Raw genomic sequence first — 23,941 nt, forward strand, 5'->3', positions numbered from 1 at the left:
TGCAGTCATCACTATGACACTCGCGAACGTGATGGCATTGGTACAGAATGATGTAAAACGTATGCTTGCGTACTCCTCTATCTCCCATGCCGGTTTCATCATAGCCGCATTGGCGCTGGATACGACAGAGGGTAACACAAGTATCTTCCTCTACTATGCGCTCTTTATGTTCACGAACCTTGGTGCCTTCAGTATGTTGTGGATCTCAAGACACAAAACAAGAAGATTTGACCTTCAGTACGACCATCCGTATGAAAAGTTTGCTGGGTTCATCAAGATCATGCCTATGGGTGCCGTCATCATGGCGCTCTTTATGCTTTCATTGGCAGGGGTCCCACCGTTCTCGGTATTCTGGGGTAAGATCTACGTGATGCAGGCAGCGGTCAATGCCGGATATGTCTGGCTAGCGATCGTGATGGGACTTAACTCCGCGATCGCTGCATACTATTATTTGAAACTGGTGGTGTTCATGTTCCTGAAAGAACCGGTGAAAGATGTTGACACTGTCTACTATAACATTTCAAAACCGCTGATGGTCATTATCGGTTTTGCCACGGTGGCTACGGTAGCGGCGATCTTCTATGTGCAGCCGCTTGTATCCTATATCTACTACATGATCAGTGCCAGCGGTTATTGATAATAGAGAGGGGGATTTTTCTCTTCCCTCTTATTAGCAATACTTTACCTCGATAAAGGATTGGTTTTATGAACATTAATGATGTCATTTTTACTAATGTTAATAAGATCATACGGGAAGACAGAAAGAACCTTTATCATCTCCTCTATTATTCACTGATTGATGCCATCCTTGTACTCTCTATACCTCTAGCCTCGACCTTTGTTATCAATAGTGTATTGGCACATGCATCACTTTCTGTTTTTATCCTTGGACTCATAGTACTTGTATTGTTTCTTTTTGTCACGGTTATGCAGGTAATGAAAGAGTATATAGTTGAAAAGTTTCAGCAGAAAGTCTTTCTAAGGTCAGGGATTGAGATCGCCACTAAGGCTCTAAAGATAGAAAAGAAAGAAGGAACTGAACCTCCTCAGGTACATAATAAGTTGATGAATTATTTTTTTGACATTACAGCCATTCAAAAGTTCTTTCCTATCCTTCTCCTTGACGGGGTAGGTGTCATAGTCAAAATTTTTGTAAGTCTGCTCTTGCTGCTTGCATTCGATCCGGTATTGTTCATAGCAGGCGTATTCTTTTTTTCGGGATATATTATTTTACTCATATTGCTGGGAAGAAATGGAGTCAAACAGGCACTGGACCGATCAGATGCCAAGCACAACACTATTTATTTTTTACAGCAGATCGGAAAAGAAGAGGGGACGCAAGAAGAAATACTCGGCAAGTTTGACGCTTATTTGGCTAAGTATGCAAAGGCACGCCAGAAGCTATTCAAGATCACGATCAGACAATTGGCACTGACTTTTTTTGCGGAAGGATTTATTTTTAGTGTTTTCCTTGTCATAGGCGGATATCTAGTTATCAAAGGGCAATTGCCTTTGGGAGAATTTGTCGCGGCCGAGATCATTGTTACCTCTATTACTTATGCCTTAAAAGGTTTTGTCAAACAACTGGACTATATCTATGATATGATCGAAGGGCTTTATAAGGTGAATAAATTATCAGTTGAGTTAGGGGAAAAGGGCCATGAAAAGAGTTAAGTTCAACTCTCTGGAGCTTGTCAAGACACATCCGTTCATTCATCGTATTTGGACTTTCAGTGCAATCATACTGATCACCTTCATCGCGATGCTTTTTTTACCATGGAGACAAACTGTGCAGGGAGAGGGGGAGCTTATCGCTTATCATCCGGTCGAAAGGGTACAAACGATTTCGGCTACCATTGACGGATTTATTGATGCGTTTCATGTGTCGGAAAATGAACATGTTTCCAAAGGAATGAAACTATTCACCATGATCGATATGGACAAAGATTATGCCAAACGTGTCTACAGTATGAAAGAGAGCATAGCGCAGCAGTATGAGAATATTCAACAGGAGGTTGCGGTCCTTGAGGAGAACAAGGCCAGCATCATTGAGCAGAAAAAGATCCGCTCAACACTTTATGACACGCAATACACCCAGGCAGAAGAACAATTGCAAAGTCTTCAAATTAAACGCAAGGCGGAATCGAAGAACTATGAGATCAAGCTCAGCAATTTCAAGCGCTTAGAACAGCTGTACAAAGAGAATATTGAATCCAAACGCAATTATGAGAGAGCAGAGAACAGCTCTATCGATGCAAAGACCAAACTCGATAAGATCGATATAGATATCTCAGTGCAAACACGCCACTTGACCATGATCGCGCAGGAAAAATCCCAATTCATCAAAGAGATCGAAAACAGCATAAGAAGTATAGACAACCAAATTCTTGCGGCACAAGGGCGCCTAAATGTACTTAAACGAGAACAAGAGAGACAATTAAGTGATATCGCACGCTATGAAAAATCCGTGGTAGTGGCTGAAAAGGACGGGGTGGCCATGAGGATATTGAAAAACGACAAAAACACTTATATCAAGAAGGGCGAACCGGTCATCCAATTCTCTCCTGAGGTGAGCGAAAGATCGGTACTGCTTAAAGTCTCGGATTTCAATATGCCGCTGATCAAAGAGGGGCTTTCCGTGAGAATAAGGTTTTACGGATGGCCGGTATTGCATATCCCGGGATGGCCGGCCATCCGTTTTGGTACCTTTGGAGGTATCATTAAGAAAGTGGATCCTGTCTTACACGAAAAAGGATATTATTATGCCTACATCGTGGAAGATCCCAAAGAGCCATGGCCTTCAGAGAAAGAGCTTAGAGTGGGTACAGGTTCAACGGTGTGGGTCGCCTTATCCAATGTTCCTATCTGGTATCAGCTGTGGCGCCTGATGAACGCTTTCCCACCCAATATGGTAACACCTGAGAAAAAATTATGATGAGATATATTGCCGTCTGCGTCATGGTCCTGCTGTTGTATACAGAAAATGCAGAGTGTAAAGAGACCTTTACGGTGGAGAAAATAGGCAGATATTTAACGGAAGAAAACCCTTATGTCTATAGCGCTGTGGGAAAGCAGTATGTGGATGAAGCCCGCGTACAGACATCCATGGGCTCTTTTGATACCGTACTCTCTTCCCATTATGACAAGAAAGAGTACCCTTTAAGTGATGGTAGATATATGGACCTTACCCTGGCAAAGCCTATTGGAAACGGTATAGAGTTCCTGGCAGGGTATCGAAAAGCAGAAGGTATACAGGAATATAACAATATCAAGACCGGTGACGAGGGTGAGTTTCGTGTGGGGGTGAAAGTGCCTGTTTTTGCTCTCTTGAATGATATGAACTACCGAAAATACAGTGTTTCATCCGCATCATTGAATGCGGGGGAGTCGAAATTTGAAGCACAGAACAATTTGAGGCATCTTTACTCCAGTGTTTTCGTTGCCTACTATACCCTTTTGTACTATAGCGAACTGCTAAAACTTGAAAAAACGCTTTTAGGCAAAGCAGAACAAAGAAACATCTTTACCCAAAAAAGAGTCAAGTCCGGGGCACTTCCCGAGATCGCATTGCTTGAAGCAGAGCAGCAGGTCATCAATCGCAGGCAGAGACTGCTCGCGACACAAAACAGCTACCACAATGCTTTTAAAATATTTTTAAATTATTTGAACCTGCCTAAAAATGACTTTGATGCCAGATATGAACTGCCGACACTGTCTATGTTGAAAAAAAGCGCAACGGCTGTAGAGAAAGACTTCAGCAAAGCATTTGAAAAGAGACCTGATCTAAAAGCCCTGGAGTATAGAAAAATGAAACTTGACCTGGAGTCGGACTACAATGCACTTTCAAAATATCCTGATGTCTCTGTCTCTGCCTACAGTGTACATGACGTGAGGTACGGAAGCGGTACCAAGGTTGCATTCAATATGAACTTCCCGCTGGAAAGAAGAGGGTATGAGGGGAAAAAAGTAGAGATCCAAAAGGGTCTTACGCAGGTTGAAGAGCAGCAAAACAAGTTAAAAATGGAACTGAAAACAAATTTGGAAAACTTGTTTTATTCGCAAGAGGTATTAAACGACAATATCGAAAATGTCCAAAAAGAGATCAAACTGGTTGAAGCACTGGAAGAAGCGGAAAACAAGAAGTACCGACTTGGGTCAAGCAGTCTGTTTCAGGTTAATCAGCGGGAGATCTACACATTGCAGGTGAAGCAGAAAAAACTAGAATATGATTTGAACGCTTTGCTCATTCAGCAGGAGATAAAGAGAGAGATGGGTGACCTGCTCCCCCGTTAAGCACTTTTTGTAAGGGTTTTGCCGGTTTGTAAAGGTATTCGCAGCACTAGAATCTTTTTGTAAGCTCTTCGACCGTGCCTTTTATCACATGCTTGAACTGGGAACTATTGAACGTTGTTTGTCTTTTTGCCAGTCTTGCCGTGTTCGTCGTGATCTTCTCAGCGAGCATTTTTTTATCATACACACCATCCAGATAGGCCAGCGTCTCTTTGATACCTATGGCTTTCATACTGTGGGGTGCACGTGTGTATTTTTTCTCAAGCCTGCATATCTCATCGATCAGTCCATGTTCCAGCATCATCTCTGTACGCAACGCGATTCGCTTGCGAAGGGTCTCTCTTTCCGTCACGATCTGGTAGATAGGCAGAGGCGCGGTGATGGTCGGTTTTGGAGGAAAACGCTTGAAATATTCCGTAGGGGCCAGCCCGGTTTCGAGATAGATATGCAACGCTTTTTCTATGCGGTAGGGGTCCGTGGCTTGAATGTTCGACATATAGGCCTGATCCAAGGTAGCGAGCCAATGATAGGTTTTGGGCAGGTCCTGCAGATAGTGCTGTGCTTTTTGTTTGGTCTCTTCACTGATTTTTGGGAGTTCGCTGATACCCTCTATCAGCATTTTCAGGTAAAAACTTGTCCCCCCGACGATCACAAGATTTTTACCCTCCTTTACACATGTGGCATAGACTTCATGGTAGAGCTTGATAAAGGTCGTCACATCGAAACTTTCATCGGGATAGAGGTGGTCTATACCAAAATGCGTGATACCTGCGCGTTCTTCCACTGTGGGCTTTGCCGAGACGATATCTATCTCTTTATAGATAGAAAGTGAATCAAGTGAGAGGATATGGGCATCGGTCTGTTGTGCCAGCTTGATGGAAAGTGCGGTTTTACCGGAGGCAGTAGGACCGATCAGGGCAAATTGCTTGACGGTTTCAGGATTTGGCATGTCGTGTCTCACTGTAGTGTGGTCTGATACTTCTCATAGCGTAATCATACCATAACCCCAAAAAGGATAAAATACTGGACTATAAAAAGAAGGGCATGCATGAATTTATTTGAGAAGAACAACCGTTTCAATATTGCGAACCTGGTGACCTACATGAATGTCACAGCAGGGATCATGGCAATATTTTTCATCACCAAAGGTGATTTTTTTACCGCTATTGTCCTGGCATGGATCGCCGGCGCTTGTGACATCATCGATGGGAAATTGGCGCGCAAATATGATCTTTCCACAGAGTTCGGTATCCAGCTTGACAGTTTTGCGGATTTCCTCTCTTTTGTGGTGATGCCTCCTTTTTTACTTTTTTATGCGGTGAAAGCGTACAGCGGTATTTCAGGGATCGAAGAAGCTGTACTGGGACTGGTGTTTATCTGGTATATTATCAATGGACTGCGAAGACTGGTGGAGTTTAACCTTAAAGTGGATGTGGGAAAAGTAGAAAAGTACTTTGAAGGCGTGCCTACGCCGCTGGGGGCGATCCTATTATGGATACTCTATCTGTTGAATGCCTATGGCGTCATCGCAAGCGGATATGTGATCGCAGTGTTGGTGATCCTCATTGCATGGTCACTCAATTCCAAGCTGAAAATCCCTCATCCCTAAAGTGTGACTGTGAACAGATTGAAAACGAAACTGGCCCATTTTTCGGAACTGGTGATGTTCAAACACTCACTCTTCTCCCTGCCGTTCATTTTTATAGCGATGCTAGTAGCCGCCCATAAGGACGGATCGGGATGGTTCGGCTGGAAGTTGTTGCTTCTTGGGACGCTTGCCGCTGTGACGGCACGGAACTTTGCCATGGGTGTCAACCGCTATCTTGACAGAGATATTGACATGCTCAATCCTCGAACCAAAGGCCGCCCCTCTGTGGACGGCAGGGTATCAGACGGTCAAATGATAGGGTTTATAGCGATCAACGCCTTGCTGTTCGTCATGGTGGCATATTTTATAAACCCTTTGGCCTTTAAGCTCTCTCTTCCCATCCTGGCCGTACTGGGTGCGTATACACTTTTTAAGCGATTCTCTGCGCTGGCACATCTGATACTCGGAGTGAGTCTGGGATTGGCACCCATCGCAGGCGTGGTCGCCGTAAGCGCAGAGATACCGTTATGGTCTGTCTATCTCGCTGTCGGTGTCATGTTCTGGGTGGCAGGCTTTGACCTGCTCTACTCGTTGCAGGATATGGCATTTGACAAAGCCAACAACCTGCACTCGATACCTTCCAGGTTCGGTGCCGCCAGGACGATGTGGATCGCAAGAGTATTCCACGTGCTGACGGTGCTGTTCTGGGCTTGTTTTGTCTATACGGCAGGACTGGGATTCTGGGCGCAACTTGCCGTACTCTTCTCTGCTGTGATGTTAAGTTACGAACACTACCTTGTCAACAAAGATTTTACAAAGATAGACAAAGCCTTCTTTACGGTCAACGGCTACTTGGGTTTTGTTTTTTTGATCTTAATTATTATGGAGGTGGTATAAGATGGAAACAATGGATATAGCGGTTTTATCGCTGCTGGTACTTCTGGTTGTGATACTGTTCATCATGATCGGTCAGAACAGTAAACTAAAAAAAGAGAACAAAAAGCTGAATGAGATCCTGGAGGTCAAAAACAGCACGATAGCCAACTATGAAGCTTCGCGTGTTGCGGTAACAGATGTGATAGAGAACTTTTCTCTATTGGATGAAGTGATGGCACTGATAGAGGCAGGGGAAAGCAGAGAAGCCGTGTCTGAAAAGCTAGGTATACCTGTCAGCAAGGTAGAACTTATCATCAAATTTGACAAACTCAAAAAGAGAGATTAGGCCTTGGAATCATGGCAAACACTGTTGGAACAGGCTTACAGTGAAATGGAGCTGGGCTATAGAAGTTTTTTAGCACAGGATCAAGGCTATTTCCCGGACAAAGAGAATTATTTCAACGCATTTAAAACCCTGCCGAAAGATAAGGTCAAGTATATACTTTTTGGGCAAGACCCCTATCCAAGGCCCGAAAGTGCAGGCGGGTATGCCTTTATAGACACTCATGTCAAAACACTGTTCTCTGCTACAGGGCTCAGCAAAGAGGTCAACCGTGCTACCAGTTTGCGCAATTTTATCAAAATGGCACTGGTGGCCAGTGAAGAGTTGAACAAGGCAGATACCTCCCAGGAGGCTTTGACACGAATAGACAGATCACAGAAGATCAATACCATTGAGGCGTTGCGGATCAATTTTGAAAAGAACGGTGTACTGCTGCTGAACACGGCACTCGTCTTTACAGATAAAAAAAGTTCAACCAAACACATTAAAGCATGGAGACCATTTATACAAAAACTCTTGGAAGGGCTGGAGCAACAGGCGCCGAAACTGATCCTCTTCGGCACGCATGCGAAAGCCCTCAAGCAGCAGCTTTCTCTGGAAAAGTTTGAGACCATTGAGCTGGAACATCCCTATAATCATACCTTTATTTCCAACCCTGAAGCACATCAACTCTTCGGCCCGATGAAATTACTTGAAAAATAAAGCTTTCTCTGCTATAATTGCGCTCTAAATTATCGCTACTACATGTTACATGTGCACTCATAGCTCAGCTGGATAGAGCATCGGTTTGCGGTACCGAAGGTCTCAGGTTCGAATCCTGATGGGTGTACCACCTTTTGATCAATGCAACATAATGATTCATATCATATACCTACATGTTTGTCTTTTTTAGTTACAGCAAGGATAAGTAATAATTTGGACCCTAAGATTTAGTATTTAATCAAATATTTACATATAAAGAGAATATTGGGTTTGCTAGCTGTGGGAAATTTCTTTATCGGTAAATAAGTAATCTTTGAGTTCTTTATCAAAGAATGGGTCTTGTCGACGAATCCACTCAAGAAGCATTGCTGCATGTTCTTTTTCCTCATCTCTATTGTGTGCAAGAATTGCTTTTAACTCTTCATTTTTACATGCATCAACTCTCTGGTTGTACCAATCTACTGCTTCAAGTTCTTCCATAAGCGATGTAATGGCTCTATGCATTTCTTTTGTTTCATCAGAGAGTTCATTGATTGGTTCGTGATAGCCTTCATTTGCCATTTTTAATTCCTCATTAAAATATTTATGATAAATAATAACTAAGCTCACCTAACCCTGACCTTAATAGAAGCGTGGCCCCCGGGGTTAGCTGAAAGCAATCTATATTTATATTTTTTACCGGATAATTCTGCAGCTCATCTCAATCAATACAATGAAGTAAAAGAAGCCTGAATACTACGTTTTGGGCTTCCTCTCGTGTACAACACCAAGCCCTAACCAGATTTATATTATAATAATATCAAATTATTCAAGAGAGCTTTTAATGAACATCTTACTCATCAATACCAACCCTGTTGTCTCTAGACTGCTTGCGCTTTGTACGCGTGATGCGCATATGGTATTGGATGAAGTAGGGTCTGTAGATGCCGTGGAAAGATCGGCTTATGACATTGTATTCGTGGATGAAGCTCTTTATACGGACAATATGGTCTCCTTGCTTGAGGGGATGCATATAAGAAAAAAAGTGCTGCTCTCCTATACCGAAGCGCTCGTAAGAGGGTTTGACCAGACGGTCAAAAAACCTTTTCTGCCTTCACAGATCATTAAGATCCTTGCAGAAACAGAGAGCGCTGAAGCGGCAGAGGAAATGGGGGAAGCAGCGTTGGCAGAACCTGTCCTGGAAGAGACGGAAAAGGTAGAGAGCACACCCCCTGTTCCTTATGAAACTATCGATGAAAGTGACGGGGAAGAAGTACTGCCGGAGATTTCTGCATTACCCGGTGAAGAAGAAACAGCAGAGCATGCTGTGGAGGAGCAGGCAGGATCAGATACAAAAGTATTGAACCTGGATGAAATAGCAAAAATAAAAGCCCTCCTGGATATGGAAGAGAATGAAATAGAGATCAATGAGGATGACCTCCTGGAAGGTGACGCCTATGAGGCAAGAAAAATCAAAGTCATCAAAGAGCAGTTGATCGCGGACGGGCTGGAGATAGTGGAAGAAGATGAAATGGTAGAATCGCTCAGTGCCTCTGCGGAAAAAGATTCGGAAACGCTTCATAAGATATTGAAGAAGATCAAAAAGAAGCATAAAAAAAAGAGGGCACTGGATGATGAGGAGCGCCTTGAAGTGGAAAAAGCGCTTCATGCTGCGATCGCTGCGCTCAAGCCTAAAAAGATCAAAAAACTTTTAAACGGTGAAGAGATCAAAGTAAAAATAAAATTAGAGGATCGTTCATCATGAAAAAGGGTGCCATTTTAGTACTGTCCGGACCGAGCGGTGCAGGGAAAAGTACTATCATCAACGCCGCATCAAAAGAGATCGGCGAGTACTATTTTTCCATCTCTACGACCACCAGGCCCCCCAGAGTAGGAGAAGTGGATGGCAAAGATTACTATTTCGTCACAAAAGAGAGTTTTGAAGAAGATATCAAGGCAGGGAATTTTCTTGAGTATGCTCAGGTGCACGGCAATTACTACGGAACCTCGCTCAAACCGGTCAGAGAAGCATTGGGTCAGGGGAAACTGGTGATCTTTGACATTGATGTGCAGGGACACAGGCTTGTACGCGCAAAGATGAATGACATCACCACTTCAGCCTTTATCACGCCGCCTACCCTGCGTGAGCTTGAACACAGACTGCGTGCCAGGTCAACCGATGATGAAAGTGTGATCCTCAGGCGGATCGAAAATGCAAAAGGTGAGATCAAGGCACTGGGAGAGTATGACTTTACCATCATCAATGACAATGTGGAGGAGGCAGCAAAACGCTTTGTGGTGGTTGCAAAAGCTGCCAGGCTGAAACAAAGCCAGGAAGATGAAGAAGAATTTATCAGGCAATGGTCGGCAACTAACTAATATTAAACATATTGGTGTATAATTATTCAAACTAAATGCTCGCAGCAGCAGAATTAAAGGATTAACATGGGTATGCCAAGTATGCCGGAATTACTAATTGTATTGGCGATCGTTGTGCTTCTTTTTGGAGCAAAAAAGATTCCAGATCTTGCAAAAGGTGTGGGTAAAGGTATCAAAGACTTTAAAAAAGCAATTAAAGAGGATGAAGAAGAACCGAAAGAGATCGCTTCTAAAGAAGAGCCAAAAGTTGAAGCTTCAAAAGAAGAGAAAAAAAGCGAAAACGCTTAACCTGACAGTCACGTTTTGTGACGAACTTCTAGAGCTCCTTTGGAGTTCTATACTTCTAAACCCCCATCGAATGGTACAGTATGAAATTAAAATTACAGATCAATAACGTTATCAAAGAGGCTTTTTCAAAAGCAGGGATAGCACATGAACCTATGAGTGTCACAGATGCAACGAAGGCGGAATTTGGTGACTTCCAGTTTAACGGCGCTATGGCATTGTCCAAAGAACTGGGTAAAAATCCCAGAGAGATCGCGGCACTGATCCTGGAAAACCTTGACCTGACAGGCGTATTGGCAAAGGCAGAGATCGCAGGACCAGGGTTTATCAACCTCTGGCTCAATCCTTTCTGGTTGGCCGCGCAATGTGAAACAGCACGCCAGGATGCACGCCTTGGCATAGAGAAACGTGAAGATCCTGTGAAGGTGGTGGTAGACTATTCCGGACCGAATATGGCAAAACAGATGCATGTAGGGCACCTGCGTTCTTCCATCATCGGCGACACGCTGGCAAATCTTCTGCTCTTTCTCGGAGATGAGGTCATACGCCAAAATCATATCGGGGACTGGGGTACACAGTTCGGAATGCTGATCGCTTACCTGGAGGAGATACATGAAGAGGGTACGGTCAGTTTGAAAGACCTGGAACAGTTCTATAAAGATGCCAAAGGACGTTTTGACGCAGATGAAGCCTTTGCAGATAAAGCCAGAGAATATGTCGTAAAGATCCAGAGCGGTGACAGCCACTGTCTGGCACTGTGGCAGAAGTTCATAGATATCTCTCTTGGACACTGTGAAGAGGTGTATGAAAAGCTTGGCGTCAGCCTGACACGTGAAGATGTGCGTGCCGAAAGTTTTTATAATGATGACCTGAGCAGGGTTGTCAGTGATCTGGATGCCAAAGGTCTTCTGACGCAGAGCGATGGGGCGCAATGTGTATTTCTCGAAGGCGAAGAGGTACCGGTGATCGTTCAAAAAGGGGACGGCGGCTACCTGTATGCCACGACAGACCTTGCAGCCCTGCGCTACAGAGCGCAGACGTTGGGGGCACAGCGTATTGCGTATGTGGTCGATGCCAGACAGGCTGAGCACTTTAGACATGTCTTTAGAATAGCCAAAGAAGCCGGTTTTGTCGGAGAAGAGGTAAAACTTGAACACATAGCTTTTGGTACGATGATGGGTAAAGACGGTAAACCCTTTAAAACACGTGAGGGAGGTACCGTCAAACTGATCGACCTTCTGGATGAAGCGGTGGTCAAAGCCAAAGAGACGATCAACGACAAAGAGACCTATACCCCGGAGCAATTGGATGCCTTGGCCAAGATCATAGGGATCGGTGCGGTCAAATATGCAGATCTCTCCATCAACCGTGAGTCCAATTATATCTTTAACTGGGACAAGATGCTCAGTTTTGAAGGCAACACGTCACTCTACATGCAATATGCCTATGCAAGGATCCAGAGCATCTTTAGAAAATATGACGGGAAAATAGAGGGGAACATTGTGATAGGAGATGCATTGGAGCATAGGCTTTCCACCATGCTGCTGCGTTTTGAAGATGTGCTCAACCGTGCTGCTGTAGAGGCTGCTCCCAACCAGATCACTACCTATCTGTATGAGTTGGCGACCCTCTTCATGCGCTTTTACGAGCAGAACCCTATTTTGAAAGAGGGGGTAGAGGAGAAGACCAAAATGAGCCGTCTGGCCTTGGCGGACCTGACCGCGAAGACCATCATGCAAGGGTTGGATATCCTGGGCATAGAAGTGGTAGATAAACTGTAGGGTGAGCGTCTATGAAAGCTTTCATCATTCTAGCGGGATTGATCACGCTTGGCAGCATCTTTTTTCTCTATCGGAGAAATAGGGATATCAAAAAACTTTTGATATCATTGGCGACCTTCGGTATGCTTGTTGTTCTGGCCGTGCTGGGAAATGTCACCAGACAGGTACTGCCGCTGTTCATGGCACATGCCGCTTTACTTCTCTTCTCATGGAGCGGACTGATCGCCTATCTGATACGAGACCGGTACTATTGGTGGGTGATATTTTCGCCTTGGCTGACCATCGGAATATTCCTGTTACTGGAGCTCTTGACCGGTTCGGCCCAAGAGGCAGACTAGGTCGACGGCACCAAGGTGCAGCTTAGGCAGGATCACCGCCTTTCTTTTTTTGATTCTCGACCAGCTCGGATAAAAACGTTTCAAGTGAATAGCGCTGTCTGTATTCGGGGATCATGATATGGATCAGGATATCACCCAGGTCCGCTACTGTCCATTCGTCTGTGGCATCTGAAGCTATCAAAGTTTCACCCTGGGATTTGAGTTCTTTTTTAAGGTGGTCAAAAAGTGCCAGTGTATGTTTACCGTTGAGTGAATTGGCAATGACCACGCGTTTTGCAATGTAGTCCGCATCATCAAGGTTAAATACTTCTATCTCTTCCGCTTTTTTGTCATCCAGCAGATTTACGATCTTTTCTATTCTTTCATCTATTGTCATATGGTGTTGCCCTTCTAGTATGTGTTTCACAGATCGTTTGATTTTATTGTCAATGAACTGTAAATCTTTTTCTTCTCTTATTTGTGTAGAACTGACAGGTATGTCTACCGGAAGCAGCAGCCATTTCTTCAGTTCACTCGTATCTAAACGAGCATTGCTCCGTGTGGCTATCACCCAGGTGACATTTTCATTCAGCCATTCGAACTCGTGCCACTTTGTCAATGTTGACAGGTTGTCAGATCCAACAATAAGATATTTGACATCATACATTTTTTTAAAATGTTTTACACTTTGTGAGGTTACGGTACTTTTACCTTGTTTTATCTCATAATCACTTACTTCAACGTGCTCCATAGCATCAAACAGTGCATGGCACCATGCAAGACGTGTATGGGGATCCGCAAGTGCAGATGTTTTAAAAGGGTTAAGATAGGCCGGTACTACCAGCAGTTTCTCTATGGCCAAGTCCTCTACAGCTTTTTCAACAATACGCTGATGCCCTTTGTGCGGAGGGTCAAAACTCCCCCCAAAGAGTGCTATAGCAGGCTTTTGATGATTAACCAAATACTAACCTCATTTACTGTAAAATTTCGTAATTTTAGCATAATTATTATAAGGGGAGAGTATGGCTGTAAAAGTAGCTATTAACGGTCTTGGAAGAATTGGTAGATGTGTGGCGCGTATCATTGCAGACAGAGATGATATCGAGCTTGTGGCAGTAAATGCTTCGGGAAGCGAAGAGATGCTTCAGTATAACCTGAAGTATGATTCCGTACACGGCACACGTGAAGATGTCTCTGTGTCAGACGGATACCTGCACATCGGTGCGACAAAGGCAAAGATCTTTGCTGAGCGTGAACTTTCCAAAATCGATTTTGCCTCTTGCGGTGTAGAGCTTGTGCTGGAGTGTACCGGAGCATTCCTGACAGCAGAGAGTGTACAGCCTTACCTGGATAACGGTGTGAAAAAAGTGCTTTTTTCTGCACCGGCCAAAGACGATACCGCCACATTTGTCCTGGGAGCCAATGAGAACGACTATGCAGGGGAAGCCATTGTATCTAACGCCAGCTGTACGACCAACGGACTGGCGCCTGTAGCCAAAGTGCTGGATGATGCGTTCGGGATCGAGAAAGGGTTGATGACCACGATCCACTCCTATACCTCTTCCCAGCCCATACTGGATGCAAAACACAAAAAAGATCCGAGAAAAGGGCGCTCTGGTGCAACCAACCTCGTCCCTACGACCACAGGTGCAGCCAAAGCGATCTCCAAAGTACTGCCAAACCTTGCGGGAAAGATGAACGGCCAGGCGATCAGGGTACCTACACCGGACGTTTCCATGGTGGACCTGACAGTGACGCTCAATACCAATGTAACGGTTGAAAAGGTGCAAGAGGCATTCAAGACAGCGAGTGAAGGTTCCCACAAAGGTATTCTGGGTGTAGACGAAGAGTACAGGGTTTCCCAGGATTTTGTAGGAGAAAAGCTCAGTAGCGTAGTACCGCTTGACACGATCCAGGTCATCGGGGACAACATGGTCAAGGTGCTCTCCTGGTACGACAATGAGTGGGGATACTCTTGCCGACTGGTCGATATGGCTGTACACATAAGCAAATAAATTGAGAAAGTACAAAGAAGCAAGGGAATAGATGAAGACGATAAAAGATTTGAAGATTGATGGCAAAAGAGTATTTATAAGATGTGATTTCAATGTGCCCAAAGATGAGTTCGGGAACATTACAGATGACAGACGTATACGTTCTGCTTTGCAGACGATCCGTTACTGTATCGACAGAGACTGTAAGATCATCCTTGCTTCACACTATGAAAGACCGGAACCGGGAAAATATGAAGAGAAGTATTCACTCGCACCTGTAGCCAAAAGACTCCATACCCTGCTGAAGATCAAAAGGGATATCTTTATGGCCGAGGATGTGGTAGGGGAAGATGCGAAAGCAAAAGCGGCAGTGATGGAAGAGGGTGACGTGCTTTTGCTGGAGAACCTTCGCTACGAAGCAGGCGAAACGGAAAATGACATGGCCTTTGCGGAGCAACTGGCAAGCTTCGCTGACTTCTATGTCAACGATGCGTTTGGTGCCTGCCACAGAAAACATGCCTCCATCGATGCGATCACCAAATTCTTTGATGCGGACCATAAAGCGGCAGGCTTTCTGATGAGCAAGGAGATCAATTTCTTTTCAAAAGTACTTGAGAACCCAGTACGTCCTTTCGTTGCGGTTGTCGGAGGTTCCAAGGTTTCAGGCAAACTGCAGGCATTGACCAACCTTTTGAACAAGGTAGATAAGCTGATCATTGGCGGGGGTATGGCCTTTACTTTCCTGAAAGCGCAGGGATATGAAGTGGGCAACTCGCTGGTGGAAGATGATCTGCTGGACGAGGCAAAAGCGATCATGATCAAAGCCAAAGAACTCGGTGTAAAGCTCTATTTGCCTGTCGATGTGGTCGTGGCGCCCGAATTTTCAGAAAACACTACCGTAAAATTCCTGCCTATCCAGGAGATACCGGAAGGCTGGATGGGGCTGGATATCGGACCTGCCTCTACAAGGCTTTTCCGTGAAGCACTGAATGATGCGCAAACGATCATCTGGAACGGCCCTATGGGTGTCTACGAAATGGACAGATACTCAAAAGGAAGTCTGGCGATGTCGAACAATATCGCACAGACGCATGCAACCACGATCGTAGGCGGGGGTGATACGGCCGATGTGACACAGCGTGCCGGAGATGCAGATGAAATGACGTTCGTAAGTACAGGCGGCGGGGCAAGCCTGAAGCTGATAGAGGGTATCTCCCTTCCAGGGCTGGAAGCACTGAAATAAAAGGAATTTCATGATTTTTGCAGCAAATTTTAAAACCAATCATACCAGAGCATCAACGGCGAAATATATTGCCGTATTAAAAGAGAAGTTGCATGCAAAAAAACCTGAAGACAGAGTCTACATCTTTCCTCCTGCGACAGCATTGGACCAGTATGAAGGTGACTTCAAGATCGGTGCACAAAATGCCTATCCGACACAAAACGGCGCCTTTACCGGTGAGATAGGACTTGAGCAGCTCGAAGAGTTCGGGATCAACACCCTGCTGATCGGGCACAGTGAAAGGCGTGAAAAGCTGGGGGAGTCCCAGGAAAAGGTAGCACAGAAATTCAGATTTTTCAAAGATCAAGGGTATGAGATACTCTACTGTATCGGTGAACCGCTTGAGATAAGAGAAAAGGGAAATGAAGCGGTGATGGAGTACCTGCTCGCACAGTTCGATGGGATCGATATCGGCTATGAAAAGCTGATCATCGCCTATGAGCCTATCTGGGCCATCGGTACAGGAAGATCCGCTACGGTGGAAGAGATCGCCTCCACCCATGAAGCTTTGAAGCAGACCGTACAAAAACCTCTACTCTATGGAGGAAGCGTGAACCCTGCCAACATTAAAGAAATTACGGCTATCCGTGGTGTGGATGGTGTGTTGGTAGGGTCTGCCTCTTTGGATGCGGAGAAGTTCTCCACCATGATTCTCGCTTAGATAGCAGTCCACAGTGTTCTATGTCATCCTCGTGCCTTTTGGCAGAGAATGACGTTTTTCTTATTTGAAGAGATCTGCCAGTGCCGAAGTATCGGTCGTTTTCTCTGCTTCGCCGCCTTCTGAAGTGTCAACCTGTCTTTCTGTGACACCTTCGATCTCGTTAAGTTCTATCGTATAGCCGGTAAGCATGGAAGCCAAACGGATATTTATACCGGATTTACCGATCGCTTTCGCTTTTTGGTCACCGGTGATGTTGACAACCGCTTTTTTCTCATTCTCATCCACCTTGATGCTCTGTGAAATCGCAGGGCTCAATGCACGTGTGATGAATACCTCAGGAATAGGCGAGTATTCGATACAGTCAATATTTTCACCATTGAGTTCTGCGCTCACCGCGTTGATACGTACACCTTTGACACCGACGGCCGCACCGATAGGGTCGACATTCATCTGATCTGTTTTCAGGGCTATTTTTGCCCTTTCTCCAGGGATCCTTGCTGCGGCTACGATCTCTACGACCCCATCCTCGATCTCCGGTACTTCATTGGCCATCAGCGCTTCCAAAAACTTGGGTGAAGTTCTTGTCAGTTCCAGGAATAGGCCATGCTCCGGATCCACACTGACGTATCTTAGCAGGGCACGGATCGTATCCCCACGTTTGAACTTCTCTCCTTTGATACGGTTTCTGAGTGTCAGTATCCCTTTAAGTTCACCGATCTCCACATGCGTATTGTCATCGGCATCGATACGGTTGACCGTACCCAGCATCACCGTACCTACCTGCTCTCTGTATTTTTCGAACAGGTCCTGTTCGATACGTCTTTGGATATGGTACTCGAGTTCCCTGAAAAGATTTGCCGAAGCGGTACGGCCATGCTCTTCAAGAATGAACTCTTCTTTCAGCTGGTCCCCCAGTTCCAGAGAGTCGTCGAACTCTTTTGCTTCCGAGAGCGATATGAAACTGTCTGACTCGACTTTCTGTTTGTTACCTTCTTTGCCGATCTCTGTATAGAGCTGCTCATCATCATCTGCGACAACGGTGATGACCTTATAGACAGCGTATTTTTTGGTGTCATGGTCGATGACCACTTCAAAATTGCTGGTAAAACTGGTCAGTTTTTTGGCTGTGTTGATCAGCGCTTCTTTAAATGCTTCTATAGCATGTTCTTTAGAGATGTTCTTTTCATGCGCGATGGCTTCTATAATGTCTAGTATTTTTTCCATGATTCATTCCTCATAATCAATTTTTTGATAATCATTTCAATTTACCGCTACAAGAGGTAACATAACAATATTGATAACGTCTTGGGAGGTGTTGTTTTTGAAGTAATGAATTATAGCTAATCAAAGCTTTACTCAAAATAAAGTATAATTTTCAATTACAGTATTCAAAGAAGATACTAGATAAAAAAAGGCGGTATGAATGAAGTTAAAACTTGCTAGAACGACACTGAAAGCAAAGCCAAAGACGGTTGAATTTGATAAATTAGAAGAAGAGCTAGCGAATAAATCTATATTCTATTTTGATAAGGACAACTCACATAAAGAGCTTAAAGAGATGATCGAATATTTTGAAGAAAAAGGCTATTCAGTATATATGAGAGAAGTAAAGTATGGATTGGATGAAAATGAGTATATCTATGAAGTACATATCATCGCTTGATGCAACATCCGTAAGTGACTCCAATGTTGACCTTGTGTCAACATCTTTTTTAATTGTGCCTAAAAACATTCTACCAGAAAGACAAATCCTTGAGTAAAAAATTATTTATAGAAACACTGGGTTGTGCGATGAATGTTCGTGACAGCGAACACATGATAGCAGAACTCAACCGACGAGAATCCTATGAGATCACCGAAGATGTGAAAGAGGCTGATCTGATCATTATCAATACCTGTTCTGTAAGGGAAAAACCTGTAGCGAAACTCTTCTCGGAGATCGGGGTCTTCAACAAACATAAAAAATCCTCTGCCAAAATAGGTGTGACAGGGTGTACGGCCTCACATTTGGGGGAAGAGATCATTAAGCGTGCACCTTCTGTAGATTTCGTACTGGGCGCAAGAAATGTCTCGAAGATCACTGAAGTGGTCGACAAGAAACATGCCGTAGAGATCAGTACGGATTTTGATGAGAGCACCTATGACTTCGGAGAGTACAGAAGCAATCCTTTTAAAGCCATGGTAAACATCTCGATAGGCTGCGACAAGTCCTGTACCTTCTGTATCGTGCCTGCCACGCGTGGAGATGAGATCTCGATCCCTTCGGACCTTATCGTCCAAGAGATCAAGAAAGCGGTAGCAAAGGGTGCAAAAGAGGTGATGCTCCTCGGACAGAACGTCAACAATTACGGAAGACGTTTCGGCAGTTCTGAGGAGAGTTGCAATTTTACACAGCTGCTGCAAAAGATCTCCAAGATAGAAGGCTTGGAGCGCATACGTTTTACCTCTCCCCATCCTTTGCATATGGACGATGCCTTCATAGAGGAATTTGCCTCCAACCCGAAGATATGCAAGCAGATCCATGTGCCTCTTCAGAGCGGTTCTACGGCGATTCTGAAAGCGATGAAAAGAGGCTATACGAAAGAGAACTTCATCAACCGCTGTGAAAAGATACGTGCACTGTGCCCTGAAGCGACCATCTCTACGGATATCATTGTCGGTTTCCCCGGTGAAAGCGATGCGGACTTTGAAGATACGATGGATGTACTTGAAAAAGTACGTTTTGAACAGCTCTTCTCTTTCAAGTACTCTCCGCGTCCCCATACGGAAGCTGCCACCTTTGACAATCAGGTGGACAGCGCGGTTGCTGGGGAGCGCTTAACGCGTCTTCAGGACCGCCATACAGAGATACTCGATGAGGTGATGGATGCACAGTTGGGCAAGGTGCACAAGGTCTATTTCGATGAGCTCAAACCTAACGGAAAGGTCTCGGGACGTTCAGATGACGGCAAGCTTTTCTTTGTAGAGGGAAGCGAAGAGCTTTTGGGCAAAATAGCAGAGGTGAAAGTGACCAAAACCTCCCGCGGCGCACTTGAGGGAGTGCTCGTTTAGAGGCATAATGTTTAAGAAATTATCACGGAATCTTGCCAAAGTCATTTTGCCTGCGCTGGGGTATCTGCTGATGCGTTTCTACTGGTATACTTCCAAAAAGAACTTTCATGTCAAAGGTCAGATCAGCCAGGATCAGTCCATTGTGGTCTGCTGGCATGGGGAACTGTTGATGGCCCATCAAGCCTATCGCTATTTTCATAAAAAACAGCCGGCTTCATGTATCGTTTCTAAGCATTTTGATGGTGAGATCATCGCTAATATCATGAGGTATTTTTCTATTACTCCATTGCGCGGATCTAGCAGCCGCGGGGCCAGGCAGGTACTTTTGGAAGCCTTCAGGGCACTGAAAAAAGGGGATGACCTGCTCGTAACGCCTGATGGTCCCAGGGGTCCACGCCATACTGTCAGCGACGGTGCCATTGCGTTGGCGCATAAGGCCAAGGCACCAGTCCTGACCGTCCATTATATCCCCAAGAGATACTGGCAACTGAAAAGCTGGGACAGGTTTGTCATTCCCAAACCTTTCACTACGATCGACTTTTATATGGAGAATGTCTCGCTTGAAGGCATGGACCTTAATGAAGCTCGGATCTTTCTCCGGAAGAAAATGCTGGCGAACACGGTGCATTGAAGATGAAAGCTGAACTTCAAGATGCCTCTGAAGCGTTTTTAGAGTATCTCTTTGAAGTACGGGGCTATTCTGAAACTTCTATCGTCACTTACGAGACGGCACTGAGGCAAATGCTTGAAGAGAGCCATGTCTATGAGGAAGATGGCTCGATCATTGTAGATATCACTCCGTTTCGTTTTAAGATCGTCAAAAATCATAAAAAGACCATTGTGAAAAAACTCTCCGCGATACACTCTTTTATCAAATATCTGGAAGATCAGTGTCATAGGCAGATAAAACTCATAGGGGATGAGTCTATAAAAGTGCCTAAAAGCCTCCCTAAGCCTGTTGAAGAGACATATATAGAGGAGGTGTTGGGCAAAGCGGATCTGGAGGAGAAACTGCTTGTCTACATGCTTTACGGGCTTGGACTGCGTATCTCTGAGCTCAGCAGTCTGAAACTCGAAGACATCAAACAGGGATGGGTACAGATACACGGTAAAGGCAACAAAGTCAGAGAGCTGCCTGTGCTGGATTCAGTGGGGGAACTCATCACCCTGTATGTGAAGAGGAGATCTCCTAAAAAGTATCTGTTTGAAAAGGGCAGTGTTCCGATGAACAGCGCACAGTTGCGCTACAGACTGACAAAACTCTTTAAAGCATCCGGCCTGAAGGTGACCCCGCATCAGCTCAGACACTCTTTTGCCACCCATCTGCTGAATAACGGTGCACGTATCGCTGATGTCAGTGAACTGCTTGGGCATGAGACCATGGCAACCACACAGGTTTATACCAAACTGGGAAGTGTCAAAAAAATGCAGGAGTATATGAAAGCACACCCCCTGGCAAATGCTCGGCATTTGAGTGAGGAGTGAGGAATTAGGGGTTAGGGGTTAGGAGTTCCGGGTTGATATTTTCTTTGAAAAGGTAGGGTCTGATCTTTGCCGGTACTTTCAGCACCCTGCATACCTCTTTGAATTTCTTGGGCATATCCACCGTGAGATAGGGGGCTATGAAGAGCAGGTCATCCTGCAGTGCTACTGCCCATTCTCCGCCTATGACCAAAGTGGTTTCTTTTTCTATCTCCCCGCGCTGAGAGGCAGAGAGCAGGTAGCCGAGTTTTTTGAGTGTGATGTCAGCCGCTCTGACTCTGGCATGCGGGGTATGCAGCCTGACAATGTGCAGCATCTTGTGGCTGTAGAGCGTTTCAAAACCGCTCTCAAGCATCTCTTTGTCTTTTCTCAAATACTCCATGCTGCGCTTGATACCGTCTTTATATTCCGCTATCAGGGCATCGGAAAACTGCTTTCTGAATTTATTGCGCTCATAGGTTTCATCGGCATTGCTCTCATCTACAAAATAAGGATGTTTGTTACCTTCCAAATACTGCAGCAACTCCTCTTTGCTGTAGGCAAGCAGCGGGCGTAAAAGTGTATAGTGTGCTTTTTTCGTGACAGGCTGAAGGCCTAACAGCTCACTCAGTCCTGCTCCTTTGCTAAGGCGCATCAGCAGCCACTCCAGCTGGTCATTCAGCTGGTGTGCGGTTATCAGGGTATCATACCCCTCTATCGTGATAAGCGACTCAAAAAATTCATAGCGGAACGCTCTGGCCTGCTGTTCGAAATGGGTGTGAAATCTAGGTGCCTTGATACTGTGGCAGAAGAGTTTATGTGTCTTGGCGAGTGCTCTTGCATGCGCCTCTTCCCGGTCACTTGCTTCACGCGTACCATAGTTCACGATGGCAATATCGAACTTTATCTGGTGTTCCAGGAGTAAAAAGAAAAGTGCAGAAGAGTCCACCCCTGCAGAAAAAGCGAGTAAGTTCTTTTTCCCTTTGAGGTGCGATAGGTCCAGTCTGAGCATAGGCGGTGCTAGAGTGCCTTAATCAGTGTGGCAAGCAGCTGTGTACCCACCAACTCGGTGACTTTCGCTTCATATCTTTTTCCGTACTCCACGGGCAGGTCGGAAGTGTCGTTGATGAGGATCTCCCCGTCGATGTCCACTGCCCAGATCAGGGGTCTTGCAGAAAGCAGGTACTCATGTTCGTCGCTTTCCCCGTCTATGACGACCGTGACGGTCTGACCGACCATTCTCTCCATTGATCTGAGGGTACTTCTTTCTGCAATCTCTCCAAGTATCTGTCCTCTTTCGTCGATCGTCTCTTCGTCGACCTGTTCCATGATGTAGGCTGCTGTTGTCTCTTCGTTGGAGTAGTGGAAGGTGTTAAACCTGTCAAACCCGAAGGTTTCCAGGAAGTCACACAGTCTCTGGAAGCGCTCTTCCGTTTCCCCGGGATGCCCGGCGATCACCGACGTACGCAAAAAGGCACCCGGTTTGTTTTTCATGTATTCCAGCAGTGCAATGGTCTTCTGCTCGCCAAAGCCGCGTTTCATCGTCTTGAGCATCGCATCATCGATGTGCTGGATAGGCATATCATAATAGGTTTGAAACACTTCAGAGTCAGCGATGGCATCGACAAGCTCAAAGGAGGTCGTACTGGGGTAGAGATACAGGATACGTGCAGACTGGACACCTTCAATGGCTTCAACGCCTTTGATAAGCTCGACCAGACCATCTTTAAGTCCCATATCACGCCCGTAGCTCGAACTGTCCTGCGAGATGAAAGAGAAGTCATAAAATCCTTGCGAAACAAGGTTTTCTATCTCTTTGATGATGGAAGAGAGGGAGCGTGAGTGCAGCTTCCCTTTGAAACTGGGGATCGCACAGAATGAACAGGCCTGGTTGCATCCTTCGGCTATCTTGATATAGGCATGGTAGTTCGAGCCTGTGATGACCCTTCCGGAGGTTTCCGTGGCAAGGTAGACCTCAGGGCTGAACGTACTCTGTTTGGAGGCGATGAGCTGATCGATCTTTTCATAGTCACCGACACCCGTGAAGATGTCGATCTCTGGCATCTCTGCCTGGAGCTCTTCTTTGTACCGTTCGCTCAAGCATCCGCTCATGACCAGAATGGAGTTCTCTTTGCGTTCGTCATGGAGGCTCAGCACCGTGTTGATGCTCTCTTCTTTCGCCGCATCGATGAACCCGCAGGTGTTGACGATGATGACATCGGCCTGCGTGTTGTCATCGGTGATCTCATACTCTTTAAGGCGTCCAAGCATCACTTCGCTGTCGACAAGGTTTTTGGTACAGCCGAGGCTGACCAGGTGTAATTTTTTACTCATTAAAACTCATTTGCAATTTAAACTTTTTCAGCATTATAGCCAAAAGATCAGATAAATGTATAAGGTTGAAAAAATGTAAAAGGTTTAAAAAGAGAAAGAGAAGCTAGAGCCAGGCAGAAGCCTGAACTCTAAAGTGAAGAATGATTCTTAGAAGTTGTATCTAGCAACTACACGAACCACATTCATGTCATCAGTGATTGCTGCAACTTCACCTGTAGTAGTATCGCCTGCAAACACGAAATCATTGTCAAAGCCTATAAATGCATAAGTTGCAGTCAAGTTAAGGCTATTTGTCAAGTTCACTGAATAAGCCACATTTACTTCATTAAGCTCATTATTCTGTGTACCCATGTCAGTATATCCGTATGCAGCAGAAAGGTTACCACCAAGTGCATCCATTCCAGCTTTTACAACAAACTTATCCATGTCATAACGTACAAGTGGTCCAAACAATTGATCAGAAAGAAGATCTGTATAAAGAGCAGATGTTGTACCACCAAGGTTAACCATTCCTATACCACCATCGTTTACAGTTGAATATGCACCTGATACATTGATACCTGCAAGTTCAGCTCCGATTTTGGCACCAAATGCTGTCATATCATCAACAAAGGCATC

The 23,941-nt window shown here is 45.2% G+C and carries 27 protein-coding genes and 1 tRNA gene; 21 read left to right on the top strand and 7 right to left on the bottom strand.

Translation table 11 applies throughout. The features are described from left to right. From VIM88_RS08330 to VIM88_RS08345, 4 genes are all read left to right on the top strand, one after another. On the top strand, positions 1-637 hold a 637-nt coding region (locus VIM88_RS08330), incomplete at its 5' end, for a proton-conducting transporter membrane subunit (RefSeq protein ID WP_331862434.1). 68 nt (positions 638-705) lie between these two features. Further along, entirely contained in the window at positions 706-1,674 is a 969-nt protein-coding gene (locus VIM88_RS08335) for an ABC transporter ATP-binding protein (protein WP_331862435.1), read from the top strand. Beyond that, positions 1,661-2,935, top strand: a complete 1,275-nt coding sequence (locus VIM88_RS08340) for a hypothetical protein (RefSeq protein ID WP_331862436.1) — start codon at positions 1,661-1,663, stop codon at positions 2,933-2,935. Before VIM88_RS08335 ends, VIM88_RS08340 begins: the two co-directional genes overlap by 14 nt. Further along, a complete protein-coding gene (locus VIM88_RS08345) occupies positions 2,935-4,293 on the top strand; it encodes a TolC family protein (protein WP_331862437.1) in 1,359 nt (452 codons plus the stop codon). The genes VIM88_RS08340 and VIM88_RS08345 overlap by 1 nt, the downstream gene beginning before the upstream one ends. A gap of 46 nt (positions 4,294-4,339) precedes the next feature. Here VIM88_RS08345 and miaA read toward each other — a convergent pair whose 3' ends face one another. Beyond that, positions 4,340-5,239 (bottom strand): tRNA (adenosine(37)-N6)-dimethylallyltransferase MiaA, encoded by a 900-nt coding sequence (gene miaA / locus VIM88_RS08350; protein WP_331862438.1) that lies wholly within the window; start codon positions 5,237-5,239, stop codon positions 4,340-4,342. 99 nt (positions 5,240-5,338) lie between these two features. On the opposite strand from miaA, the gene VIM88_RS08355 reads away from it, so the two are divergent. From VIM88_RS08355 to VIM88_RS08375, 5 genes are all read left to right on the top strand, one after another. After that, the gene (locus VIM88_RS08355; protein WP_331862439.1) at positions 5,339-5,899 is read left to right on the top strand and encodes a CDP-alcohol phosphatidyltransferase family protein; all 561 of its coding nucleotides are present in this window, start codon (positions 5,339-5,341) and stop codon (positions 5,897-5,899) included. Positions 5,900-5,908: 9 nt separating this feature from the next. Continuing rightward, positions 5,909-6,775: a menaquinone biosynthesis prenyltransferase MqnP gene (mqnP, locus tag VIM88_RS08360; RefSeq protein WP_331862440.1), complete on the top strand. Its 867-nt coding sequence runs from the start codon at positions 5,909-5,911 to the stop codon at positions 6,773-6,775. Position 6,776: 1 nt separating this feature from the next. Then, positions 6,777-7,100 (top strand): sigma-70 family RNA polymerase sigma factor, encoded by a 324-nt coding sequence (locus VIM88_RS08365; protein ID WP_331862441.1) that lies wholly within the window; start codon positions 6,777-6,779, stop codon positions 7,098-7,100. A 3-nt stretch (positions 7,101-7,103) separates the two neighbouring features. Then, the gene (locus tag VIM88_RS08370) at positions 7,104-7,799 is read left to right on the top strand and encodes a uracil-DNA glycosylase family protein (RefSeq protein WP_331862442.1); all 696 of its coding nucleotides are present in this window, start codon (positions 7,104-7,106) and stop codon (positions 7,797-7,799) included. A gap of 53 nt (positions 7,800-7,852) precedes the next feature. Further along, a tRNA-Arg gene (locus tag VIM88_RS08375) sits at positions 7,853-7,929 on the top strand. A gap of 143 nt (positions 7,930-8,072) precedes the next feature. On the opposite strand, the gene VIM88_RS08380 is transcribed toward VIM88_RS08375, so the two are convergent. Further along, on the bottom strand, positions 8,073-8,360 hold the full coding sequence (locus VIM88_RS08380) for a ferritin-like domain-containing protein (RefSeq protein WP_331862443.1): 288 nt from the start codon (positions 8,358-8,360) through the stop codon (positions 8,073-8,075). 262 nt (positions 8,361-8,622) lie between these two features. Here VIM88_RS08380 and VIM88_RS08385 point away from each other — a divergent pair, with 262 nt between their 5' ends. The 5 genes from VIM88_RS08385 to VIM88_RS08405 all read left to right on the top strand — a co-directional run bounded on the left by VIM88_RS08385 (position 8,623) and on the right by VIM88_RS08405 (position 12,561). Beyond that, the gene (locus VIM88_RS08385) at positions 8,623-9,543 is read left to right on the top strand and encodes a hypothetical protein (RefSeq protein ID WP_331862444.1); all 921 of its coding nucleotides are present in this window, start codon (positions 8,623-8,625) and stop codon (positions 9,541-9,543) included. After that, on the top strand, positions 9,540-10,157 hold the full coding sequence (gene gmk, locus VIM88_RS08390; RefSeq protein WP_331862445.1) for a guanylate kinase: 618 nt from the start codon (positions 9,540-9,542) through the stop codon (positions 10,155-10,157). The genes VIM88_RS08385 and gmk overlap by 4 nt, the downstream gene beginning before the upstream one ends. A gap of 66 nt (positions 10,158-10,223) precedes the next feature. Continuing rightward, positions 10,224-10,445 (top strand): twin-arginine translocase TatA/TatE family subunit, encoded by a 222-nt coding sequence (locus VIM88_RS08395; protein WP_331862446.1) that lies wholly within the window; start codon positions 10,224-10,226, stop codon positions 10,443-10,445. Positions 10,446-10,525: 80 nt separating this feature from the next. Then, positions 10,526-12,223, top strand: a complete 1,698-nt coding sequence (gene argS, locus VIM88_RS08400) for an arginine--tRNA ligase (protein WP_331862447.1) — start codon at positions 10,526-10,528, stop codon at positions 12,221-12,223. Positions 12,224-12,234: 11 nt separating this feature from the next. Continuing rightward, positions 12,235-12,561, top strand: coding sequence for a hypothetical protein (locus tag VIM88_RS08405; protein WP_331862448.1), 327 nt, complete (start codon positions 12,235-12,237; stop codon positions 12,559-12,561). 22 nt (positions 12,562-12,583) lie between these two features. Here the strand turns inward: VIM88_RS08405 and nadD are convergent, their stop codons facing one another. Further along, the gene (nadD, locus tag VIM88_RS08410; protein WP_331862449.1) at positions 12,584-13,501 is read right to left on the bottom strand and encodes a nicotinate (nicotinamide) nucleotide adenylyltransferase; all 918 of its coding nucleotides are present in this window, start codon (positions 13,499-13,501) and stop codon (positions 12,584-12,586) included. A 61-nt stretch (positions 13,502-13,562) separates the two neighbouring features. On the opposite strand from nadD, the gene gap reads away from it, so the two are divergent. The 3 genes from gap to VIM88_RS08425 are packed head-to-tail and all read left to right on the top strand — an operon-like array spanning position 13,563 to position 16,477. Further along, complete coding sequence (gene gap, locus VIM88_RS08415) at positions 13,563-14,555, top strand: type I glyceraldehyde-3-phosphate dehydrogenase (protein WP_331862450.1); 993 nt, start codon at positions 13,563-13,565, stop codon at positions 14,553-14,555. A gap of 31 nt (positions 14,556-14,586) precedes the next feature. Next, on the top strand, positions 14,587-15,777 hold the full coding sequence (locus tag VIM88_RS08420) for a phosphoglycerate kinase (RefSeq protein ID WP_331862451.1): 1,191 nt from the start codon (positions 14,587-14,589) through the stop codon (positions 15,775-15,777). Positions 15,778-15,787: 10 nt separating this feature from the next. Continuing rightward, positions 15,788-16,477 (top strand): triose-phosphate isomerase, encoded by a 690-nt coding sequence (locus tag VIM88_RS08425; RefSeq protein WP_331862452.1) that lies wholly within the window; start codon positions 15,788-15,790, stop codon positions 16,475-16,477. Between the two features lie 60 nt (positions 16,478-16,537). On the opposite strand, the gene nusA is transcribed toward VIM88_RS08425, so the two are convergent. Next, positions 16,538-17,701, bottom strand: a complete 1,164-nt coding sequence (nusA, locus tag VIM88_RS08430; RefSeq protein WP_331862453.1) for a transcription termination factor NusA — start codon at positions 17,699-17,701, stop codon at positions 16,538-16,540. 199 nt (positions 17,702-17,900) lie between these two features. Here nusA and VIM88_RS08435 point away from each other — a divergent pair, with 199 nt between their 5' ends. The 4 genes from VIM88_RS08435 (at position 17,901) to VIM88_RS08450 (ending at position 21,013) form a co-directional block, all read left to right on the top strand. Continuing rightward, entirely contained in the window at positions 17,901-18,140 is a 240-nt protein-coding gene (locus VIM88_RS08435; RefSeq protein ID WP_331862454.1) for an HP0268 family nuclease, read from the top strand. Positions 18,141-18,229: 89 nt separating this feature from the next. Further along, the gene (miaB, locus tag VIM88_RS08440) at positions 18,230-19,528 is read left to right on the top strand and encodes a tRNA (N6-isopentenyl adenosine(37)-C2)-methylthiotransferase MiaB (RefSeq protein WP_331862455.1); all 1,299 of its coding nucleotides are present in this window, start codon (positions 18,230-18,232) and stop codon (positions 19,526-19,528) included. A 7-nt stretch (positions 19,529-19,535) separates the two neighbouring features. After that, the gene (locus VIM88_RS08445) at positions 19,536-20,159 is read left to right on the top strand and encodes a lysophospholipid acyltransferase family protein (RefSeq protein ID WP_331862456.1); all 624 of its coding nucleotides are present in this window, start codon (positions 19,536-19,538) and stop codon (positions 20,157-20,159) included. A 2-nt stretch (positions 20,160-20,161) separates the two neighbouring features. Then, positions 20,162-21,013: a tyrosine-type recombinase/integrase gene (locus tag VIM88_RS08450; RefSeq protein ID WP_331862457.1), complete on the top strand. Its 852-nt coding sequence runs from the start codon at positions 20,162-20,164 to the stop codon at positions 21,011-21,013. A gap of 4 nt (positions 21,014-21,017) precedes the next feature. Here VIM88_RS08450 and tilS read toward each other — a convergent pair whose 3' ends face one another. The 3 genes from tilS to VIM88_RS08465 form a co-directional block, all read right to left on the bottom strand. Further along, entirely contained in the window at positions 21,018-22,001 is a 984-nt protein-coding gene (gene tilS / locus VIM88_RS08455; protein WP_331862458.1) for a tRNA lysidine(34) synthetase TilS, read from the bottom strand. Between the two features lie 8 nt (positions 22,002-22,009). Further along, on the bottom strand, positions 22,010-23,323 hold the full coding sequence (rimO, locus tag VIM88_RS08460; RefSeq protein ID WP_331862459.1) for a 30S ribosomal protein S12 methylthiotransferase RimO: 1,314 nt from the start codon (positions 23,321-23,323) through the stop codon (positions 22,010-22,012). A gap of 147 nt (positions 23,324-23,470) precedes the next feature. Further along, on the bottom strand, positions 23,471-23,941 hold a 471-nt coding region (locus VIM88_RS08465; RefSeq protein WP_331862460.1), incomplete at its 5' end, for a hypothetical protein.

This window comes from Sulfurovum sp. (assembly GCF_036568385.1).
Classification (GTDB): domain Bacteria; phylum Campylobacterota; class Campylobacteria; order Campylobacterales; family Sulfurovaceae; genus Sulfurovum.

Bases quoted from the DNA above. Each gene is read 5' to 3' on its own strand.
- VIM88_RS08395 (WP_331862446.1), top strand. From the start codon at position 10,224: ATGGGTATGCCAAGTATGCCGGAATTACTAATTGTATTGGCGATCGTT.
- VIM88_RS08340 (WP_331862436.1), top strand. From the start codon at position 1,661: ATGAAAAGAGTTAAGTTCAACTCTCTGGAGCTTGTCAAGACACATCCG.
- VIM88_RS08405 (WP_331862448.1), top strand. From the start codon at position 12,235: ATGAAAGCTTTCATCATTCTAGCGGGATTGATCACGCTTGGCAGCATC.
- gmk (WP_331862445.1), top strand. From the start codon at position 9,540: ATGAAAAAGGGTGCCATTTTAGTACTGTCCGGACCGAGCGGTGCAGGG.
- VIM88_RS08345 (WP_331862437.1), top strand. From the start codon at position 2,935: ATGAGATATATTGCCGTCTGCGTCATGGTCCTGCTGTTGTATACAGAA.
- nusA (WP_331862453.1), bottom strand. From the start codon at position 17,701: ATGGAAAAAATACTAGACATTATAGAAGCCATCGCGCATGAAAAGAAC.
- VIM88_RS08420 (WP_331862451.1), top strand. From the start codon at position 14,587: ATGAAGACGATAAAAGATTTGAAGATTGATGGCAAAAGAGTATTTATA.
- VIM88_RS08365 (WP_331862441.1), top strand. From the start codon at position 6,777: ATGGAAACAATGGATATAGCGGTTTTATCGCTGCTGGTACTTCTGGTT.
- rimO (WP_331862459.1), bottom strand. From the start codon at position 23,323: ATGAGTAAAAAATTACACCTGGTCAGCCTCGGCTGTACCAAAAACCTT.
- tilS (WP_331862458.1), bottom strand. From the start codon at position 22,001: ATGCTCAGACTGGACCTATCGCACCTCAAAGGGAAAAAGAACTTACTC.
- VIM88_RS08435 (WP_331862454.1), top strand. From the start codon at position 17,901: ATGAAGTTAAAACTTGCTAGAACGACACTGAAAGCAAAGCCAAAGACG.
- VIM88_RS08445 (WP_331862456.1), top strand. From the start codon at position 19,536: ATGTTTAAGAAATTATCACGGAATCTTGCCAAAGTCATTTTGCCTGCG.
- argS (WP_331862447.1), top strand. From the start codon at position 10,526: ATGAAATTAAAATTACAGATCAATAACGTTATCAAAGAGGCTTTTTCA.
- miaA (WP_331862438.1), bottom strand. From the start codon at position 5,239: ATGCCAAATCCTGAAACCGTCAAGCAATTTGCCCTGATCGGTCCTACT.
- VIM88_RS08335 (WP_331862435.1), top strand. From the start codon at position 706: ATGAACATTAATGATGTCATTTTTACTAATGTTAATAAGATCATACGG.
- VIM88_RS08380 (WP_331862443.1), bottom strand. From the start codon at position 8,360: ATGGCAAATGAAGGCTATCACGAACCAATCAATGAACTCTCTGATGAA.
- VIM88_RS08355 (WP_331862439.1), top strand. From the start codon at position 5,339: ATGAATTTATTTGAGAAGAACAACCGTTTCAATATTGCGAACCTGGTG.
- VIM88_RS08425 (WP_331862452.1), top strand. From the start codon at position 15,788: ATGATTTTTGCAGCAAATTTTAAAACCAATCATACCAGAGCATCAACG.
- gap (WP_331862450.1), top strand. From the start codon at position 13,563: ATGGCTGTAAAAGTAGCTATTAACGGTCTTGGAAGAATTGGTAGATGT.
- VIM88_RS08450 (WP_331862457.1), top strand. From the start codon at position 20,162: ATGAAAGCTGAACTTCAAGATGCCTCTGAAGCGTTTTTAGAGTATCTC.
- VIM88_RS08385 (WP_331862444.1), top strand. From the start codon at position 8,623: ATGAACATCTTACTCATCAATACCAACCCTGTTGTCTCTAGACTGCTT.